This is a genomic window from Enterobacter sp. T1-1, assembly GCF_000710795.1.
In the GTDB taxonomy this organism is placed as follows: Bacteria; Pseudomonadota; Gammaproteobacteria; order Enterobacterales; family Enterobacteriaceae; genus Enterobacter; species Enterobacter cloacae.
Genome location: NZ_JALW01000073.1, coordinates 1 through 19,555, shown reverse-complemented (window position 1 = coordinate 19,555; position 19,555 = coordinate 1). Strand labels below are relative to the sequence as shown.

The window sequence follows — 19,555 nt, the reverse complement described above, 5'->3', positions numbered from 1 at the left end:
ACCCCCCCCCCCCCCTTTTTTTCCCCCCCAACCAGCGCCCCCGCCGCGTCTTTAAATGCCGGGTTCGCTCCCACCAGCATGATGGCGCCAAAACCGATGATAAAGGTCAGTATGTAGAAGTAACCCATAAACCCGGTGGCGTAGAAGACGCTCTTGCGCGCTTCGCGGGCATCGCTCACGGTGAAGAAACGCATCAGGATATGTGGCAAGCCTGCGGTACCAAACATCAGACCCAGACCGAGTGAAAGCGCGGATATCGGGTCTTTCACCAGCCCGCCCGGGCTCATGATCGCTTCCCCTTTCGGGTGGACCGCCATCGCTTCGGTAAACAGGTTGTTGAAGCTAAAGCCGACGTGTTTCATCACCATAAAGGCCATGAAGCTCGCACCGAACAGCAGCAGAACCGCTTTGATAATTTGCACCCAGGTGGTTGCCAGCATGCCGCCAAACAGGACGTACATCACCATCAGCACACCCACCAGCACCACCGCGACGTGGTAGTTCAGGCCGAACAGAAGTTCGATCAGTTTGCCTGCGCCAACCATCTGGGCGATCAGATACAGCGCCACCACCACCAGCGAACCGCAGGCGGAGAGAATACGAATCGGACCCTGCTTCAGGCGATACGAAGCCACGTCAGCAAAGGTGAAACGCCCCAGGTTGCGTAAGCGTTCGGCGATCAGGAACAGAATGATCGGCCAGCCCACCAGGAAGCCGAGAGAGTAGATCAGACCATCGTAGCCGGAGGTGTACACCAGCGCGGAGATCCCAAGGAAAGACGCGGCAGACATAAAGTCGCCCGCAATCGCCAGCCCGTTCTGGAAACCGGTAATATTACCGCCCGCAGTGTAGTAATCATTACGGGAACGGACGCGTTTCGACGCCCAATAAGTGATATACAGCGTCAGCACCACGAAAATCAGGAACATGATAATCGCCTGCCAGTTGGTTGGCTGGCGCTGAACCTCGCCGGTAATGGCATCTGCGGCGTGTGCCGCAAAGGGAAGTGTGGCGGCAAGCGCCGTCAGGACTCTCTTCATGATGCTTTTACCTCACGCAGTACCGCTTTATTAAGACGATCGAATTCGCCGTTCGCGCGCCAGACGTAGACGCCGGTCAGCACAAACGAAATCACAATCACGCCAATGCCAATCGGGATGCCCCGTGTGACGCTGGTGCCCTCATGCAGCGGCGTACCCAGCCAGTGCGGGGCAAAGGCGATAAGCAGAATAAAGCCGACGTAGATAATCAGCATGATGATGGAAAGTAAGAAGGCAAACCGTTGCCGTTTATCAACGAGCTCCCTGTAGTGCGCACTATTCTCTATCTGCTGACAAATATCGTTATTCATCACAGAGTTCTCCAGAAGTAAGGTTGGTTTGTTTTATCCCCTCTCCCCTATGGGGAGAGGGTTAGGGTGAGGGGAGGAAGGTGCGGTCTGATGCCCTCACCCCGGCCCTCTCCCACAGGGAGAGGGAGAAAAGGTTACGAAGGCATTGCGATGGACTGCTTCTCTTCGAGCAGTTTTTCCACCACGCCCGGATCGGCGAGCGTTGAGGTATCACCAAGGTTGCTGGTGTCCCCTGCCGCGATTTTGCGCAAGATTCGGCGCATAATTTTGCCGGAACGGGTTTTCGGCAGCGAGTCAGTCCAGTGCAGTACATCCGGCGTGGCAAGCGGACCAATCTCTTTGCGGACCCAGTTGCGCACGTCGGCATACAGTTCTGGCGATGGTTCTTCACCGTGGTTCAGCGTCACGTAGGCGTAAATCGCCTGGCCTTTAATGTTGTGCGGGATCCCCACAACGGCGGCTTCGGCAATCTTCGGATGCGATACCAGCGCGGATTCAATCTCCGCGGTGCCCAGACGGTGGCCGGAGACGTTCAGCACATCGTCCACGCGCCCGGTGATCCAGTAATAGCCATCCTCGTCGCGACGCGCGCCGTCACCGCTGAAGTACATGTTTTTAAAGGTTGAGAAGTAGGTCTGCTCGAAGCGTTCGTGGTCGCCAAAGAGCGTACGTGCCTGGCCCGGCCAGGAATCGACGATCACCAGGTTGCCTTCGGTGGCACCATCCAGCGGATTGCCTTCGTTATCCACCAGCGCAGGCTGGACGCCGAAGAACGGTTGGGTCGCTGAACCGGCTTTTAAGCGGGTCGCACCCGGCATTGGGGTGATCATGAACCCACCGGTTTCGGTCTGCCACCAGGTGTCCATTACCGGGCATTTTTCGTTGCCGATCTTCTTCCAGTACCACTCCCAGGCTTCCGGGTTGATAGGCTCGCCGACGGAGCCGAGGATGCGCAGGGAAGAGCGGTCAGTGCCTTCTATCGCTTTATCCCCTTCCGCCATCAGCGCACGGATCGCCGTTGGCGCGGTGTACAGAATGTTGACCTGGTGCTTATCGACCACCTGGCACATCCGCGCCGGGGTTGGCCAGTTTGGTACACCTTCAAACATCAGCGTTGTTGCACCGCAGGCCAGCGGGCCGTACAGCAGATAGCTGTGACCGGTGACCCAGCCCACGTCGGCAGTGCACCAGTAGATATCGCCCGGATGGTAGTCGAAAACGTATTTAAAGGTGGTGGCCGCATAGACCAGATAGCCACCGGTGGTATGCAGTACGCCTTTCGGTTTGCCGGTGGAGCCGGAGGTATAGAGGATAAACAGCGGATCTTCCGCGTTCATCTCTTGCGGTTGATGCTGGTCGCTTGCTTTTTCAATCAGGTCGCTCCACCACAGGTCACGCCCTTCATTCCAGTCGATCTTGCCACCGGTACGCTTAAGGACGATAACGTTGCTGACGGTTTTGACGTTCGGGTTTTTCAGCGCTTCGTCGACATTTTTCTTCAGAGGAATACCGCGCCCGGCGCGCACGCCTTCATCGGCGGTGATCACCAGTTTCGAACTCGAGTCGACAATACGCCCGGCAACCGCTTCCGGCGAGAACCCGCCAAAGATAACGGAATGGATCGCGCCGATGCGCGCGCAGGCCAGCATCGCCACCGCCGCTTCCGGCACCATCGGCATATAGATGGCGACCACATCGCCTTTTTTAATGCCCTGGTCCAGCAGCACGTTAGCGAAGCGGCACACGTCGCGGTGCAGCTCTTTATAAGAGATATGTTTGCTCTGAGAGGCGTCGTCGCCTTCCCAGATAATGGCGGTTTCGTTACCGCGTTCGGCAAGGTGGCGATCGAGGCAGTTCGCCGCAAGGTTTAGCGTGCCGTCTTCATACCATTTAATAGAAACGTTACCCGGCGCAAAGGAGGTGTTCTTCACCTTCTGGTAAGGTTTGATCCAGTCAAGAATATGGCCCTGCTCGCCCCAGAAAGCGTCAGGATCAGAGACAGATTGCTGATACTTCTCGTGGTACTGCTCCGGGTTGATCAGGCAACGGTCCGCAATGTTAGCGGGAATGTCGTGTTTGTGTATTTGGCTCATGGCTTTTTTTCTCCTTGTAAGATGTTAATAATATGTCGCAAAAACGTTAATAGTAGGGGCTTTACAAGCTTTGTTTATTATTTGGGCGGCAGATCACGCATTGTTTGAAGCGTATGAAAAATGAGCGAATGAAACTTTGAAGAAAAATAATTTACCGGACGGATTATTCACATTTGCGCATAAAAAATCGTTTTTATAACAAATGGTTATTTATAAGAATTATCGTAAACTCGCGTCATAACGGCTTTTCGTCGTGAAATGCGTTGTTCTTTAAGGCTTGCGCAACACACCGCGCAGATGATACTCATACGCCGCGTTAAAAAATCCCATAAACCAACGCAACACAATTCATACCCTTTCAGTATGTCTCCATATTCATGCAGTCTGCATGAATAGGGCGCTTCATTGAGGAAGTCAGTTTCTATGAAAAACGTTAAAGTCAGCCTGGCCTGGCAAATCCTGCTGGCCCTTGTGCTGGGTATTCTGCTGGGTAGCTATCTCCATTATCACAGCGACAGCCGCGAGTGGCTGATTGCGAACTTGCTCTCCCCGGCGGGCGATATCTTTATTCATTTGATCAAAATGATCGTGGTGCCAATTGTCATCTCGACGCTGGTGGTCGGTATTGCCGGAGTCGGTGATGCAAAACAGCTGGGCCGCATCGGTGCAAAAACCATTCTCTATTTCGAAGTGATCACGACGATTGCCATCATCCTTGGCATTACCCTGGCGAATGTCTTCCAGCCAGGTTCCGGGATCGATATGTCGCAACTTGCGACGGTGGATATTTCGAAATACCAAAGTACGACCGCTGAAGTGCAGAGCCATGCGCACGGCCTGATGGGCACCATCCTGTCGCTGGTGCCGACTAACATTGTGGCGTCGATGGCGAAGGGCGAGATGCTGCCAATCATCTTCTTCTCGGTGCTTTTTGGTCTGGGTCTTTCCTCTCTGCCTGCCACGCACCGTGAACCGCTGGTCACCGTGTTCCGCTCCATCTCTGAAACCATGTTTAAAGTGACCCACATGGTGATGCGTTACGCGCCGGTTGGGGTGTTTGCGCTTATCGCGGTAACCGTGGCGAACTTCGGTTTTGCCTCCCTGTGGCCGCTGGCGAAGCTGGTAATTCTGGTGCATTTCGCCATCCTGTTCTTCGCGCTGGTGGTACTGGGCATTGTGGCGCGCCTGTGTGGGCTGAGCATCTGGATCCTGATCCGCATTCTGAAAGATGAGCTGATTCTGGCGTACTCCACGGCCAGCTCTGAAAGCGTGCTGCCGCGTATTATTGAGAAGATGGAGGCCTATGGTGCCCCGGCTTCTATCACCAGCTTCGTGGTGCCAACCGGCTACTCCTTTAACCTGGACGGCTCGACGCTGTACCAGAGCATCGCGGCCATCTTTATTGCCCAGCTGTACGGCATTGATCTGTCGCTGTGGCAGGAAATTGTGCTGGTGCTGACGCTGATGGTGACCTCAAAAGGGATCGCGGGCGTGCCGGGTGTCTCCTTCGTGGTGCTGCTGGCGACGCTTGGCAGTGTCGGTATTCCGCTGGAAGGCCTGGCGTTTATCGCTGGTGTTGACCGTATCCTCGATATGGCGCGTACGGCGCTGAACGTGGTTGGAAACGCGCTGGCGGTGCTGGTTATCGCCAAGTGGGAACATAAGTTCGACCGTAAAAAAGCGCTGGCGTATGAACGCGAGGTGCTGGGTCGTTTTGATAAGACGGCTGACCAGTAACATCCTAAGCCCGGTGGCGCTGCGCTTACCGGGCCTACGGGTTTTGTAGGCCGGGTAAGGCGAAGCCGCCACCCGGCACGTTATTCTCCGCTCAACGCATCAAACTCTTCACATCCCGTATCAAACCCTTCCGTACAGCTCAGGTTCAACCAGTAGAGCGCCTTCTGTTTATTGGGCGTGATAAAGCCTTTCTCGCCCTGCTGGAACAGCATCCCTGCCCAGTATTCGGCATAGCCAGTGCGTGACAAAGACGAGCTGCGCTTAAACCATGATGCCGCCAGAGCGTCGTCCTGGGCCACTTCTACACCGTTGGCATAAATCAGACCCAGCAGCATTTGCGCATCTACTGCAGAGTCGTTGTCGATATCTTCGGTGGCCGTCTGCAGCAGTTTGATGGCCTGTGGGTAGTCTGTTTTGCCACCCTGGGTATTCACCAGGACGCGTGCCAGCATAATGGCGCCACGCTTGCTGCCCGCAATCGTGGCCTGCTGTGCCAGCGCTTTAGCCTGAGCGTAATCGCCCTGAGTAAAGTGGATCTGAGACAACAGGGCCATGGCATCGATGTCGCCCCCTTTTGCCGCTTTCTCTGCCCACATTGCCGCCTGCTTGCTGTCGCCGGAGCTGAACCAGGTGTCGGCGAGATAATACTGAGCGCGTGCATCGCCCGCCTCCGCCTGTGCTTTGTACTGGCTGCCAATCTCATCGGCATGGACGAACGACGTAAAAATTAATAACAACAGTAAAAATGGTTTCATGGATTCTTATCATCTGGGTACACGCCGCGCAGTATAATCGCGGCCATAGAATAAAAAAACGGGTGCGTTAAGACCTCAGCATCCTGCAAGCCGGGCGGAACTGTCGTTCCGCCCGCAGAGGTTAGCCTGCAACGCAGGCTAATTTCGCCGCCACCTCCTGATGTTCACTCTTTATTGTCAGTTCGCATAACTTTCCGCGAGTAATAAAGGTAAAGATCACTATCGTCAGGCAGATAATAAAGACAATGCCTAACGCAGTTTTTAATGGCGTCATGCCTTTTACTCCTTGTCAAAAAAAGAATAAGAGGCTACCCTCAACTTGTTGGGAGTTGAGTCGGGTAGCCTCGGGTAAATGAATATTTCCCGGGGCTTTCCACTTTCTGTCCCTCAACAATGCTCAAGACAGAAAGTCTTAAGCACCCGCCGCACATCTTATCCATCTGAATCAAAATGCAAAGATGTAATTCTTTTTCGTGCAATTTACATTATTTCTGCGAGCAGCTTTCAAGATTAATAATTGATATTTTTAATGCGTTAAGCGGAAATAAAAAGGGAGTGAATGTTTCACTCCCTTTATTCATCAATTAAATAATATCATTATCCCATCGCACTTTCGCGCAACCGGGCTTTCAGCTTGTTATATTCGTCGATCACATACTGTTCCGCAGCGTGCTGATCCGCAATCGGCTCCACGCGTACGGCGCAGTACTTATACTCCGGCGTTTTGGTTATCGGGCTTAAGTTCTCCGTCACCAGTTCGTTACAGGCGCCAATCCACCACTGGTAGGTCATGTACACCGCCCCTTTGTTGGGACGATCGCTGACCTGCGCACGGGTAATGATCCTGCCTTTACGCGAGTTCACCCATACCAGCGCTTCGTCTTCAATGCCAAGACGTTCAGCGTCGGCGGTGTTGATCTGTGCATAACCTGGCTCATCCGCCAGCGCTGCCAGCGCCGCGCAGTTGCCGGTCATCGAACGACAGGAGTAGTGGCCCACTTCACGCACGGTGGAGAGCACCATTGGATACTCATCGGTGAGTTTATCAATGGGGGCAACCCAGTCGCAGGTGAAGAACTGTGCCAGCCCATTTGGGGTGTCGAATTTCTCTTTAAAGAGATACGACGTGCCCTGGTCGGCCTCAGACTCATCCCGGCACGGCCACTGGATATACCCCAGTTCACCCATTTTTTCATAGGTTGCACCGTAGAAGTCCGGACACAGATGCCGCAACTCGTCCCAGATCTCCTGAGTGTTGTTGTAGTGCATCGGATAACCCATGCGGGTGGCAATTTCGCTGATGATTTGCCAGTCGGTTTTCAGATCCCACTTCGGCTCCACCGCTTTAAAGAAGCGCTGGAAGCCACGGTCTGCCGCCGTGTAAACCCCTTCATGCTCGCCCCAGGACGTTGACGGTAAAATCACATCCGCCGCTGCCGCGGTTTTGGTCATAAAGATGTCCTGAACAATCACCAGCTCCAGATCCTCAAACCCTTTACGCACTGCAGAGAGCTCGGCGTCGGTCTGGAGAGGATCTTCGCCCATGATGTAAGCCGCCCGCACTTCACCATGTGCCGCCCGGTGCGGCAGCTCGCTGATGCGATACCCGGTGTGCTCCGGCAAACTTTCCACGCCCCACGCTTTGGCAAACTTCGCGCGGTTTTCCGGGAACTTCACGTACTGATAGCCCGGATAGGTGTCCGGCAGCGCACCCATATCGCAGGCACCCTGCACGTTGTTCTGACCGCGTACCGGGTTCACCCCGACGTGTGCCTTGCCAAGGTTGCCGGTCAGCATGGCGAGGCTGGTCAGGGAACGCACGGTTTCCACGCCCTGATAGAATTGGGTCACGCCCATGCCCCACAGAATGGCGGCGGTTTTCGCTCCGGCGTACATCCTTGCTGCCTGACGGATCTCCTGCGCGCTGACGCCGGTGATCGCTTCGACAGATTCTGGCGTATAGCCTTCGACAATTTTCCGATACTCTTCAAAACCTTCCGTACGGGTGGCGACAAACGCCTGGTCGTAGAGGTTCTCCTCAATAATGACGTGCCCCATGGCGTTCAACAGCGCGATGTTCGAGCCGTTTTTCAACGCGATGTGCATATCTGCAATACGTGCCGTTTCGATTTTGCGCGGATCGCAGACGATGATTTTCGCCCCGTTCTGTTTGGCGCGAATAACGTGGTTCGCGACAATCGGGTGAGAATCCGCCGGGTTATAGCCGAAGATAAAGACGAGATCGGTGTTGTCTATCTCGTTAATTGCATTACTCATTGCGCCGTTTCCGACCGACTGGTGCAGACCTGCAACCGATGGGCCGTGTCAGACGCGAGCGCAGCAGTCGACGTTATTGGTTCCAATAACGGCGCGCGCGAATTTTTGCATTACATAGTTGGTTTCGTTACCCGTCCCGCGCGATGACCCGGTGGTCTGGATCGCATCCGGGCCATATTTTGCCTTAATGGCGCTCAGGCGGGTGGCGACGTAGTCCAGCGCCTCGTTCCACGAGACGGCTTCCAGCTTGCCACCGCGTTCACGGCGGATCATGGGGGTTTTCAGGCGCGGGGTGAGGATTTGGGTATCGTTAATAAAATCCCAGCCGTAGTACCCTTTCAGGCACAGCGTGCCCTGGTTGGTTTTCCCCTGTGCGGCCTCCGCCCGGACGATTTTGCCGTTATCGACCACCAGGTGGATCTTGCAACCTGAGGCACAATAAGGGCAAACCGTGACGACTTTTTTCATCAGTCTGCTCCAGTTAATCATTTCGCAGCCATAATGCAGCTTTTATGCCATGTTTTTCGTGTGGGTATCACTCGACTTTACGGGCGTTCTCCTGGCAAAACCCTGACGAAAAGCAGGCAATCGTCAAAATTGACGTGTCGAAAAGGCAGCGGATGTGACATGGGTTGTAATTCCGTCACGTAAAAATCCATTTGGCTGGAGCCGACGGCAGAATAGTTCAGACTTAACATAATCCCCTGACGGAAGCATGCGATGAAACCGGCGATTCTGGTGGTTGATGACGATACGGCAGTGTGCGAGCTGCTGCAGGATGTGCTCAGCGAGCACGTCTTTACGGTGCTCGTCTGCCATAACGGACAGGACGCACTGAACCGGGTTCATCAGGAACCGGGAATTGCCCTGGTCCTGCTGGACATGATGCTGCCGGATATCAACGGCCTGCAGGTCCTGCTGCAGTTGCAAAAGCAACGCCCGGATCTGCCGGTAGTGATGCTTACCGGGCTGGGGAGTGAGTCTGACGTGGTGGTAGGGCTGGAGATGGGGGCCGACGACTACATTGGCAAACCGTTTAATCCGCGTGTGGTGGTCGCCCGGGTTAAAGCCGTGCTCAGGCGTACCGGAGCGCTGGCGGCCGACACGCCCGCGCCACGAGTGGCGGGCATTGCTTTTAATGGCTGGACGCTGGATACCACCCGCTGCGAACTGATCGATCCGCAGCGTAACCCCGTACCGTTGACCCAGGGTGAATACGGCCTGCTGCTGGCGCTTACCCAGAATGCCCGCCGGGTACTGAGCCGCGAGCAGTTGCTTGAGCTGACCCACAGCGAAAGTGCCGATGTGTTTGACCGTACCATCGACGTGTTGATCATGCGCCTGCGCCGGAAAATCGAAGCCAATCCGCACCAGCCCGCATTAATCAAAACGATCCGCGGGCTGGGCTACGTCTTTGCCGCCGATGTCTGTCATCCCGATCGGGCGGCGTAAGTGCTTACGTTATGGCAGCGACAATAAGCGCGGCGAAAATCGCCGTGATGACCAGGTACTTCAGTGCGTAATAGAGCTTCCGATTGCGCTTTTTCAGACGCTGACCGCGTTCTCGCCCGGCGTGCACATATTTGAAGATACGGTTGATTCCCCCGGTGCGGTCGTTATCGTCATTGGGGGAGCTGACCGCTGACATCAGCGTTGTCCCGACCCAGTGGTTAACCGCCTGCGCCCAGCGCCATTTCATCGGACGTTCGATATCGCAGAAGAGAATAATCCGCGTGTGATCCGATTTATTCTCCGCCCAGTGCACGTAAGTTTCATCAAAGATGACAGCCTCACCGTCACGCCAGCTGTGGCGCTGCTGGTCAACCTCTATAAAGCAGCGATCGTCATTTGGCGTGACCAGGCCTAAATGGTAACGAACCGAGCCAGCGTAGGGATCGCGATGCTTGCCGAGCTTCGCGCCCGCCGGGAGTTCGGCAAACATTGCCGCTTTCACGGACGGGATCTCACTCACCAGTTGTGTTGTAACGGGGCACAGGATCTGAGCCGAGGGATGCGCATCGGCATACCATTTGAGGTAAAACCGTTTCCAGCCGCGTTTAAAGAAGGTGTTAAAACCGGCATCGTTATGATTTTGTGCCGCCTTAATATGATCCTGCAAACGCAGCGCCTCTTCGCGAATGACCTCCCAGTTTTCCGTCAGTTTATTTAATTCCGGAAAGCGCTCGGTTTCAAAAAAGGGCTGTCTGGCGGGCAGCGAAGAGAACGCCGTCATAAACATATTGATAGGCGCCATAAAGGTGGAGTGGTCGAAAAGTTGACGGGAAAGCGTCTGTTTTTCTTTGCCGCGCGAATGCGCATAAATAACACTGATAATAAATATAGCGATGATAATTGCTGCGAACATTTTTCCTTGTCCTCTGTATCTCTCATTTCGGAAAAGCGTGTGGGCAATATGTTGCCCACGCCGAATGTGCCAGACGCAGAGAGTGTAGTTCGGCTATGCAAAATTCATAGAACTGTAATCAAAAATCGCAATTTTTGTTAATTTAGGCGTTGCTCTCCTGAATAAAGCGCGTCAATTCCTCCAGCGTTTTTGCTCCATCAATGGCATTCGCGGCCAGCAGGCTTGCCCGGGCGCAGGCATGCGCCAGGTAAATACTCTCTGCCAGCGGCAGCGATTCATGACAGCCATATAAGAAACCGGCACAAAAGGCGTCGCCCGCGCCGACGCTGCCAATAATCTCCTCCTGAGTCAGCCTCCATGAGGGGATCCAGCGTCCTTCTTCGTTTGCGGCTTCTCCCCAGGCACCTTCCGGGCAGTGGATCACCACCCGCTGCCGGACGCCTGCCGCCAGCAGCTGCGCGGCGGCTTCAGCGATGTGGGCAACGTGTGGTGCGTCGTTGCCGTCGCGCATCTCAAGGCCGCTAAATTCTCCGGCTTCCAGTTCGTTAATGACCAGATAATCGAGATGACGCAGGGCAGGGAGGACCAGCGGCTGATAGCGCGGATCGCCCTTGCGGGAGACCAGATCAAGCGAGGTTTCATACCCCTGCTCGCGCATCTGCGCCAGCAGCCGTGCGCTGCGGGTGCCGTATTCGTCATCTGGCATATCCAGACTGTCGAGCAGCAGCAGGTAGCCGAGGTGGAAGATTTTCATTGTGCCGTCGAGACGGTCAAACGCGGGGAGATCCAGCAGGCGGTTGGCCCCGGGAGAGTGGAAAAAGGTGCGCTGTCCGCTGGGGTCGGTCATCACCTGCGACATGGAGGTTGGCGCAAAGGTGGTGCGCTGTACGCGCTGCCGATTGACGTGATACTGGTCGAGCATCGCCAGAATGTAGTCCCCGTCGCTGTCTTCGCCAATCAGCCCCACCGCCTGCAGCGGCAGGCCGACGTGCATTTTCGCCAGCGTCAGCAGGACGTTAAGCGGCGCGCCGCCGGTGGAACGCTCGCTGTGGGTAATTTCTGCCAGCCAGCCGCGTTCCGGCCATTGCACGATCTGGTGAACGTGATCCACCAGCATATTGCCCGCGGCGATGATCCCTTTGCGTTCCATTATGCCTGCCCCGCGCTGCCAAAGATGCGCATCTGTTCGGCAACCGTATCGGTAATCGCCTCTTCTATGCCCAGCAGCAGCTCGGCAAACTCATCGTACAGCGGCTGGCGGTTGGCCATACGCTGCTCAACTGCGGAAAGGGCGGCCTGGGACATGCCGGTATAGAAATTGATTTTATGAATACCAAGTTCAATGGCGCGACGAAAATCAGCATCGCTGATCCCGGAGCCGCCGTGCAGCACCAGTGGCAGCCCGGTTTGCTGGCGAATGGCGTCCAGACGGGGGAAATCGAGCTTTGGCTCGCCCTTATATTTGCCGTGTGCGTTGCCAATGGCGACGGCCAGCGCGTCAATGCCGGTTGAATCGACAAATTCCCGTGCCAGTTGCGGGTCGGTAAAGTACGCTTCATCCGCATGGCCGTAGAGCGCCCCGCCTTCATCGCCACCGACGGCACCTAACTCTGCCTCCACCGACACGCCCACCGCGTGACACATCTTCACCACTTCACGCGTCTGACGAATATTCTCCTCGTAGCTCAGTGTCGAGCCATCGAACATCACGGAGCTGAACCCTAAGCGCAGGGCGCGCACCACGGCGTCAAAGTGCAGGCCGTGGTCAAGGTTGAGTACCACGGGGATCGCGTGGCGGGCGGCTTCGTACTTAACCGCTTCGACAAGCGACTCCAGCGACACATATTTAAAATGCACTTCGGCGATGTTGATGATAAAAGGCGAGCGCTCCAGCTTCGCCGCGGCAAACAGGGCGCGCAGGAAGTGGGTGTCGAGAACGTTGAACGCGCCCAGCGCGTAGCGATGTTGCCTGGCGTGCGCAAGACCGTCGGCAAGAGAAATCAATGGCATCATTTACCCCTTATATCCGAAACAGGTTGTACTCGTTGCACAGTACCAGCACCGCCGGTTCGTCTTCTTCGATGTTGTTATAGCGGGCAACGGGCTGCAAAAAGTGGTTGTCGTGTTCATCGTCATTGACCGATGACACTTCGCCCACCAGCACGTCGCCAAAACCGCGTTCACCCCAGAAACTGTGGTACAGGCCGGGCGTCAGGCAGATGCTCTCCCCTGGTGTAAGGCGCAGCTGGCTGCCGGGGGCGTGGGTCTGCTGGCAACCGTCTATCGTGACGGTGACGTCCGTGTTTTCGGTCTCTGCATGTGCACCGGCATTCCATAACTCAATAATGAGATTTCCACCGCCGCGGTTGATGATGTCCTCCCGTTTGCGCCAGTGAAAATGCATGGGCGTGAGCTGACCGTCGCGTACGTGCATGATTTTTTCGGCGTAGCATTTTTCATACGGCGTGCCGTTTGGTGAGCCGTTGCGCAGGGTAAACAGCGTGAGCCCCTGCGCGGCAAAGCTGCTGCCGCCAAAGGCCGTTACGTCCCAACCGAGCTTAAGGTCAAACACTTCTTGCCAGGCGGCCTGATCGAGCTGTTGCCATTTTGTGGGTGGGAAGCTGGCAAAAGGGGGGAGATGCACGTCGTGCATGGAGAAAAACTGCCGCGTGTGGCCGAGGATTTCGTTGATTTCGGAGCGTTTCATGGGGACTCCTTGTGTTTTTTGTCGGCCCAGTCCCCTCTCCCTGTGGGAGAGGGTTAGGGTGAGGGCATCGGGCCGCGCAATTGTTACTTAACCGTCCACCCCTTATACGTGCCGACGTTCTTTTTATCGATCATCGTCACCGGGATCAGCACAGGCTCTTTCGGTGCCGGTTTGCCCTGTAGAATGTCATAGCCGATCTCAACCGCTTTTGCCGCCATGACCTGCGGATCTTGTGCCGGCGTCGCCACAAACAGGGAGTTTTCCCGCTTCAGGGCTTCTTCGCCGTCCGGGCTACCGTCCACACCAACGATAAAGAACTCGTTGCGTTGTGCTTGTTTCGCCGCCAGATCGGCACCGATCGCGGTCGGATCGTTAATCGCGAAGACGCCATCGATCTTCGGATTGGCCGCCAGCAGCGAGGTCATGACTTCCAGACCCCCTTCACGGCTGCCCTTGGCGTTCTGGTTATCGGAGAGCACTTTGATATCCGGGTGTTTTTTGAACTCTGTCTGGCAACCTTCCACACGGTTCTGGACGGCAGAGACCGGTGGTCCGTTGATGATCACCACATTGCCTTTGCCGTTCAGGCGGTCGGTGATGTACTTACAGGCCATTTCGCCCGCCTGGGTGTTATCGGAGGTGATCGTCGCGTCTGCACCTTCTGCCGCCACGTCAACCGCGACCACCACGATCCCGGCCTCTTTCGCGCGTTTCACCGCCGGGCCGATCCCTTTGGAATCTGCGGCGTTGAGGATGATCATGTCCACTTTGGCGGCAATAAAGTTGTCGATCTGCGCCACCTGCTGGCCCAGATCGTACCCGCTGGAGACCAGCGTCACTTTGACGTTATCCCCCGCCAGCTTGCGCGCCTCCAGCTCGGCACCTTTGGTGATCTGCACGAAGAACGGGTTGGCCAGGTCACCCACCGTTACGCCGATGGACTTCAGATCTTTCGCCTGCGCAAACGGCGTTGCGGCAAGCAGCGCGCCAGCACAGAGCGCGGTCACTAAGGGCTTCAATCTCATGCTCTCTTCCTCACGTAGGGTATTGTTGTTATGCACTTTGATGGTGTCGGGTACGGTATTTGTCGATCAGCACCGCAATGATGATCACCGCCCCTTTGATCACCAGTTGCCAGAAGTAGGAGACGCCCATCAGCGTCATGCCGTTGTTGAGAGTGGCGATAATCAGCGCCCCCACCAGCGTGCCGGTGATCGTGCCGATCCCGCCAACAAAGCTGGTGCCGCCGAGGATCACCGCCGCAATCGCATCCAGCTCGTAACCCATGCCCAGGTTTCCGTTGGCGCTGTAGAGGCGCGACGCGCTCATCACACCGCCTAACCCGGAGAGCAGGCCGCTCATGCCATACACAAACAGCAACACCAGCCAGACTTTGATGCCCGTTAAGCGTGCCGCCTGCATGTTGCCGCCTACCGCATAGATGTGAACGCCAAGCGTAGTGCGACGCAGGATAAACCAGCACACCACAATCACCGCCAGGGCAATCACCACCAGCCACGGCACGGGGCCAAGATAGTTATTGCCTATCCACTCAAAATTGATGTTCGAGTTAATTACCGTCGTGCCATCGGCCAACAGGTACGCTGCGCCCCGCAGTGCCGTGTAGGTGCCGAGGGTGACAATAAACGGCGGCAGTCCGGCAAAGGCCACCAGCGCGCCGTTGAACAGCCCCAGCACCAGGCCGAGCATCAGCGCGGCGGGAATAGAGAGCCCGGCGAATTCCGGTATTAACGACACCACCATCGCGGCGACCGCCGTGGTACCCAGAATCGACCCGACGGAGAGGTCAATCCCCCCGGTCAGGATGATGAAGGTCATCCCTGCCGCCAGCACGATGTTGATCGACGCCTGACGGGTAATGTTGAGCAGGTTGCTTTCGGTAAAGAAGTTAGGGGCGATAAAGCCAAAAACCGCCACGATCAGGATGAGAATGGGCAAAATGCCGACCGTTTGCATCAGATCGCTCATCAGCATTTTTTTGGCGGAGGCAGATTTTGCCACCTGCTGCGGATGGGTTGGAGTTGTCATAGTTGCACCGCCTGATGATGTGAGTCGTTCACGCCGGTTGCCAGCGTCATGATGTTTTCCTGAGAGATGTCGTGTCCGTGGAGCTCCCCGGCGATGCTGCCTTCACGCATGACATAGACGCGGTCGCTCATGCCCACCACTTCCGGCAGTTCGCTGGAGATCATCAAAATCGCCACGCCCTTGCGCGCCATCTGGTTCATGATGCGGTAGATTTCGCTTTTTGCGCCGACGTCGACACCGCGCGTCGGTTCGTCGAGGATCAGAATACGCGGGCTAATTGCCACCCAGCGGGAGATCAGCAATTTCTGCTGATTACCGCCTGACAGACCGCCCGCGCGGACCTGTGCGTGAGGCACGCGGATATTCAGCAGGGCGATGGCATCGTCAGAAATGGACTGCGCTTTTTTGCGGTTAAGCATGCCGAAGGTGGCGTCGCGCTCCAGCGTCGCCATGGTGATGTTCTCCTGCGCCGCCAGCTCCAGGAACAGCCCCTGCTCCTTGCGGTTCTCGGTGAGAAAACCGATCCCGTTTTCAATGGCCGCGCGCGGGGAGTGGATCACCACCGGCTCGCCGTCCACTTCAATCATTCCTCCCGTGGCTTTACGTACGCCAAAAATGAGCTGTGCCAGCTCGGAGCGACCGGCACCGACCAGCCCCGCCAGGCCGACGATTTCCCCTGAGCGCACCTGCAGGCTGCAGGGTTGGACTTTTTTACCGTCGGTGAGGTGATGCACGTTAAGACGCGGGTTGCCGAGCGGGATATCGCGCTCTTTGTTGAACAGATCGCTTAAGGGGCGACCCACCATCATTTTCACCAGCTCAGATGCGTTCAGTTTGTCGCGCGTCAGGCTACCGACGTATTGCCCGTCACGCAGGACGCTGACCCGGTCAGAGAGTTCGTACACTTCCGCCATGCGGTGGCTGATATAGATGATCGCCATCCCTTCATCCCGCAGGCGCAGGATCAGCTCAAACAGACGATGGGTTTCACGCGAGGAGAGGGCGGCAGTGGGTTCATCCATCACCAGAATGCGGCTGTTACGGTGCAGCGCGCGGGCGATTTCCACCTGCTGTTGTTCAGCGATAGTCAGCTTCATCACCAGGTCGGTGGCGTTGAAGTTTGCACCCAGACGGTCGATGACCGCCTGAGCCTGGGCGGCCATCTCTTTACGCTGCACCAGTCCGCCGCGCGAGAGTTCGCTGCCAAGAAAGATGTTTTCCGCAACCGTCAGGTTGGGGGCGAGTTGCATCTCTTGATAGATCAGGGTAATGCCTGCGGCCAGCGCATCCTTCGGGCCTTTAATGTGATACGGCTGACCGTCAATCAGGATCTCGCCGCTGGTCGCGGTGTAGGCGCCCGCGAGGATCTTCATCAGCGTGCTTTTTCCCGCGCCGTTTTCACCCATCAGCGCGTGGATCTCACCGGGAAAGACCGTCAAATCCACACCCTTGAGCGCGTGGAAGTTGCCAAACGTTTTGGCAATGCTGCGCATCTCCAGTACCGGGGTTCTGCTCATGGCGGATCTCCTGTGAAGGTTGATATCTGCACTTCATCACAGGTGCGTAAATGCAAAATGTCAGAAGCCGTTCATATTTGTCATAGTTATGAATAGCTAATCGCCGTCACATTTCTCTTTTCCCTCTGCCTGTGGGAGAGGGCCAGGGTGAGGGCACCCATTTGCAGAGGAGCCCAATCCCATGCCATCACGCTCGCCGTTCTTCGCCAGTGCCCGCGGTCGTCTGCTGATCTTTAATCTGTTGGTGGTGGCGGTGACGCTGATGGTCAGTGGTGTGGCGGTGCTAGGTTTTCGGCATGCCAGCCAGATCCAGGAACAGGTACAACAGCAGACGCTGGATGACATGACCGGCAGCATGAATCTCGCCCGCGATACCGCCAGCGTGGCAACCGCGGCGGTACGGCTTTCGCAGGTGGTGGGGGCGCTGGAATACAAAGGAGAGGCCGAGAGGCTGAAGCAGACCCAAATGGCGCTGCGGCACTCGCTGGAACAGCTCGCAGATGCGCCCTTAGCGCAGCAGGAGCCGGGGCTGGTGGCGCGCATTATTCGTCGCAGTAATGAGTTACAGCAAAGCGTGACGGGCATGCTGGAGCGCGGACAGCGGCGCCATCTGCAGCGTAACGCGCTGCTTAGCTCGCTGTATCAAAGCCAGAGCTATTTACGCCATCTGCAGGATATTAACCGTCGGTTTGGCAGCAACATCCCGGATGCGCAGCAGCTTGCGGAAATGGACAGGCTGATTCTCGCCGCCATCGATACCCCCTCACCGCGCGCCACCCTACAGCAGCTGGACGCCGTTACCGCAACGTTGCCCCAGCGCGCGACGCAGCCCGTGGTGAATCTTGTTCTGCCCGATTTCAACGACGAGCTACGCAGGCTTGCCCCGCTGTCAAAGCAGCTTGAAGAGAGCGACCTGGCGATAAGCTGGTATATGTTCCACATCAAGGCGCTGGTGGCGATATTAAACAGCGATATCAATCAGTACGTTGAGCAGGTGGCGGAGGCTTCCCGGCTGCGTACGGCCCAGAGTCATCAGGAGCTGCGGTCCATCAGCGTATTTATCAGCATATTCGCCGTACTGGCGCTGATCATCACCGGTTGCGCCTGCTGGTATATCTACCGCAATCTGGGCTCCAACCTGACGGCGATCTCCCGGGCGATGTCGCGTCTTGCCCATGGCGAGCAGGACGTTTCGGTGCCCGCGCTGCAGCGGCGTGATGAGCTGGGAGAGCTGGCTCGCGCGTTTAACGTCTTTGCCCGCAATACCGCCTCGCTGGAGCACACTACCCGTCTACTGAAAGAGAAAACCTCCCAGATGGAGATCGACCGCATCGAGCGTCAGGGACTGGAGGAGGCGCTGCTGCACAGCCAGAAGATGAAGGCCGTTGGTCAACTGACGGGCGGGCTGGCACATGATTTCAACAACCTGCTGGCGGTGATAATCGGTAGCCTGGAGCTGACCGATCCCGACTCCAGTGATGCCCCACGTATCGCCCGCGCGCTCAATGCCGCCGAGCGCGGTGCGTTGCTGACCCAGCGTCTGCTGGCTTTTTCCCGCAAGCAATCCCTGACTCCGCATGCGGTAGAGATGAAACCGCTGCTGGAGAATCTCAGAGAGCTGATGCGCCACTCCTTGCCCGCCACCCTGAGCCTGGAGATAGAGGCTCAATCCCCGGCCTGGCCAGCGTGGATAGACGTTGGCCAGCTCGAAAACGCCATTATTAACCTGGTGATGAACGCCCGCGACGCGATGGAGGGGCAGACGGGCGTGATTAAGATCCGCACGTGGAATCAGCGCGTCACTCGCAGCGACGGACGCAGGCAGGATATGGTGGCGCTGGAGGTGATCGACCGCGGCAGCGGTATGACCCAGGAGGTCAAATCCCGGGTGTTCGAGCCGTTCTTCACCACCAAGCAGACCGGCAGTGGCAGTGGGTTAGGGCTGTCGATGGTGTACGGTTTTGTGCGTCAGTCCGGCGGCCGCGTCGAAATTGAAAGCGCGCCGGGACAAGGCACCACCGTGCGGCTCCATCTGCCGCGCTCAACGCTGCCCGTCGTCCCTGAAGATGAAACGCACTCTGCCACCGCATCCGCTGAAAACGAACGGCTGGTTCTGGTCCTGGAAGATGAGGCCGACGTTCGCCAGACCCTGTGCGAGCAACTGCATCAGCTTGGCTACCTGACCCTTGAAGCGGAAAGCGGTGAGCAGGCACTGAACATGCTGGCGGCCTCGCCGGATATCGGCATGTTTATCAGTGATCTGATGCTGCCGGGCAGCCTGAGCGGGGCGGAGGTGATTAACCACGTGCGCAGCCACTACCCGCAACTGCCGGTGTTGTTGATCAGCGGTCAGGATTTACGTCCGATGCACAACTCGCAGCTGCCGGATGTAGCGCTACTGCGCAAACCGTTTACCCGCGTACAGCTGGCGCAGGCGCTGCGGAAGGTGATTGTAATTTGAGGTTTCGCCGTTATTTTCAGAATTTGACTCCTGTTTCAGTTATTTACAGCAATGTCTCATCATGCAACCATTCTGATTTAACCCTACATTAAATCAGGTCTTTGTTATGGACAACTGGCTGGTGCTTTTCGACGGACAGACCCGCTACACACTGGAAATCAACGACTCACCCGTCACGCCCGACGTGCTGCGCTTTCAGGGCCGCGAGGCGCTCAGTGAACCCTTTCGCTGGACCATCGATTT

At 56.6% G+C, this 19,555-nt stretch carries 16 protein-coding genes and 1 pseudogene; 4 read left to right on the top strand and 13 right to left on the bottom strand.

Translation table 11 applies throughout. The features are described 5' to 3' along the window. The 3 genes from AK59_RS0120790 to acs form a co-directional block, all read right to left on the bottom strand. Nucleotides 1–1,040, bottom strand: a 1,040-nt coding sequence (locus AK59_RS0120790) for a sodium:solute symporter family transporter (RefSeq protein ID WP_029883708.1), incomplete at its 3' end; no start/stop codon positions are given. Next, on the bottom strand, nt 1,037–1,351 hold the full coding sequence (locus AK59_RS0120785; protein ID WP_013095080.1) for a DUF485 domain-containing protein: 315 nt from the start codon (nt 1,349–1,351) through the stop codon (nt 1,037–1,039). The genes AK59_RS0120790 and AK59_RS0120785, both read right to left, overlap by 4 nt. 134 nt (nt 1,352–1,485) lie before the next feature. Then, nucleotides 1,486–3,444 (bottom strand): acetate--CoA ligase, encoded by a 1,959-nt coding sequence (gene acs / locus AK59_RS0120780; protein WP_013095081.1) that lies wholly within the window; start codon nt 3,442–3,444, stop codon nt 1,486–1,488. Between the two features lie 423 nt (nt 3,445–3,867). Here acs and gltP point away from each other — a divergent pair, with 423 nt between their 5' ends. Beyond that, complete coding sequence (gene gltP, locus AK59_RS0120775; RefSeq protein ID WP_013095082.1) at nt 3,868–5,181, top strand: glutamate/aspartate:proton symporter GltP; 1,314 nt, start codon at nt 3,868–3,870, stop codon at nt 5,179–5,181. Nucleotides 5,182–5,261: 80 nt separating this feature from the next. Here gltP and AK59_RS0120770 read toward each other — a convergent pair whose 3' ends face one another. The 3 genes from AK59_RS0120770 to fdhF form a co-directional block, all read right to left on the bottom strand. Then, a complete protein-coding gene (locus AK59_RS0120770; protein ID WP_029883707.1) occupies nt 5,262–5,936 on the bottom strand; it encodes a tetratricopeptide repeat protein in 675 nt (224 codons plus the stop codon). Between the two features lie 121 nt (nt 5,937–6,057). After that, the gene (locus AK59_RS0120765; RefSeq protein ID WP_013095084.1) at nt 6,058–6,210 is read right to left on the bottom strand and encodes a Hok/Gef family protein; all 153 of its coding nucleotides are present in this window, start codon (nt 6,208–6,210) and stop codon (nt 6,058–6,060) included. 323 nt (nt 6,211–6,533) lie between these two features. Beyond that, nucleotides 6,534–8,681, bottom strand: coding sequence for a formate dehydrogenase subunit alpha (gene fdhF / locus AK59_RS0120760; RefSeq protein ID WP_077681898.1), 2,148 nt, complete (start codon nt 8,679–8,681; stop codon nt 6,534–6,536). A gap of 252 nt (nt 8,682–8,933) precedes the next feature. Between fdhF and AK59_RS0120750 the strand changes: the two genes are divergently transcribed. Then, the gene (locus tag AK59_RS0120750; protein WP_013095088.1) at nt 8,934–9,665 is read left to right on the top strand and encodes a response regulator; all 732 of its coding nucleotides are present in this window, start codon (nt 8,934–8,936) and stop codon (nt 9,663–9,665) included. A 4-nt stretch (nt 9,666–9,669) separates the two neighbouring features. Here AK59_RS0120750 and lpxO read toward each other — a convergent pair whose 3' ends face one another. The 7 genes from lpxO to AK59_RS0120715 form a co-directional block, all read right to left on the bottom strand. Further along, nucleotides 9,670–10,578, bottom strand: coding sequence for a lipid A hydroxylase LpxO (gene lpxO / locus AK59_RS0120745; protein WP_029883706.1), 909 nt, complete (start codon nt 10,576–10,578; stop codon nt 9,670–9,672). A 142-nt stretch (nt 10,579–10,720) separates the two neighbouring features. Continuing rightward, the gene (locus AK59_RS0120740) at nt 10,721–11,728 is read right to left on the bottom strand and encodes a carbohydrate kinase family protein (protein ID WP_023622255.1); all 1,008 of its coding nucleotides are present in this window, start codon (nt 11,726–11,728) and stop codon (nt 10,721–10,723) included. Beyond that, on the bottom strand, nt 11,728–12,588 hold the full coding sequence (locus tag AK59_RS0120735; protein ID WP_029883705.1) for a ketose 1,6-bisphosphate aldolase: 861 nt from the start codon (nt 12,586–12,588) through the stop codon (nt 11,728–11,730). The genes AK59_RS0120740 and AK59_RS0120735 overlap by 1 nt, the downstream gene beginning before the upstream one ends. Nucleotides 12,589–12,598: 10 nt before the next feature. Further along, the gene (locus AK59_RS0120730; RefSeq protein WP_013095092.1) at nt 12,599–13,285 is read right to left on the bottom strand and encodes a D-lyxose/D-mannose isomerase; all 687 of its coding nucleotides are present in this window, start codon (nt 13,283–13,285) and stop codon (nt 12,599–12,601) included. Nucleotides 13,286–13,368: 83 nt separating this feature from the next. Beyond that, complete coding sequence (locus tag AK59_RS0120725) at nt 13,369–14,310, bottom strand: ABC transporter substrate-binding protein (protein ID WP_013095094.1); 942 nt, start codon at nt 14,308–14,310, stop codon at nt 13,369–13,371. A 28-nt stretch (nt 14,311–14,338) separates the two neighbouring features. Continuing rightward, the gene (locus AK59_RS0120720) at nt 14,339–15,334 is read right to left on the bottom strand and encodes an ABC transporter permease subunit (protein WP_013095095.1); all 996 of its coding nucleotides are present in this window, start codon (nt 15,332–15,334) and stop codon (nt 14,339–14,341) included. Continuing rightward, nucleotides 15,331–16,851 (bottom strand): sugar ABC transporter ATP-binding protein, encoded by a 1,521-nt coding sequence (locus tag AK59_RS0120715; protein ID WP_029883704.1) that lies wholly within the window; start codon nt 16,849–16,851, stop codon nt 15,331–15,333. The genes AK59_RS0120720 and AK59_RS0120715 overlap by 4 nt, the downstream gene beginning before the upstream one ends. A 181-nt stretch (nt 16,852–17,032) precedes the next feature. Here AK59_RS0120715 and AK59_RS0120710 point away from each other — a divergent pair, with 181 nt between their 5' ends. Both AK59_RS0120710 and AK59_RS1000000125525 read left to right on the top strand, forming a co-directional pair. Then, nucleotides 17,033–19,312, top strand: a complete 2,280-nt coding sequence (locus AK59_RS0120710) for a hybrid sensor histidine kinase/response regulator (protein WP_029883703.1) — start codon at nt 17,033–17,035, stop codon at nt 19,310–19,312. A gap of 106 nt (nt 19,313–19,418) precedes the next feature. Then, nucleotides 19,419–19,555: pseudogene (locus tag AK59_RS1000000125525) on the top strand (DUF6402 family protein); the annotation flags it as partial.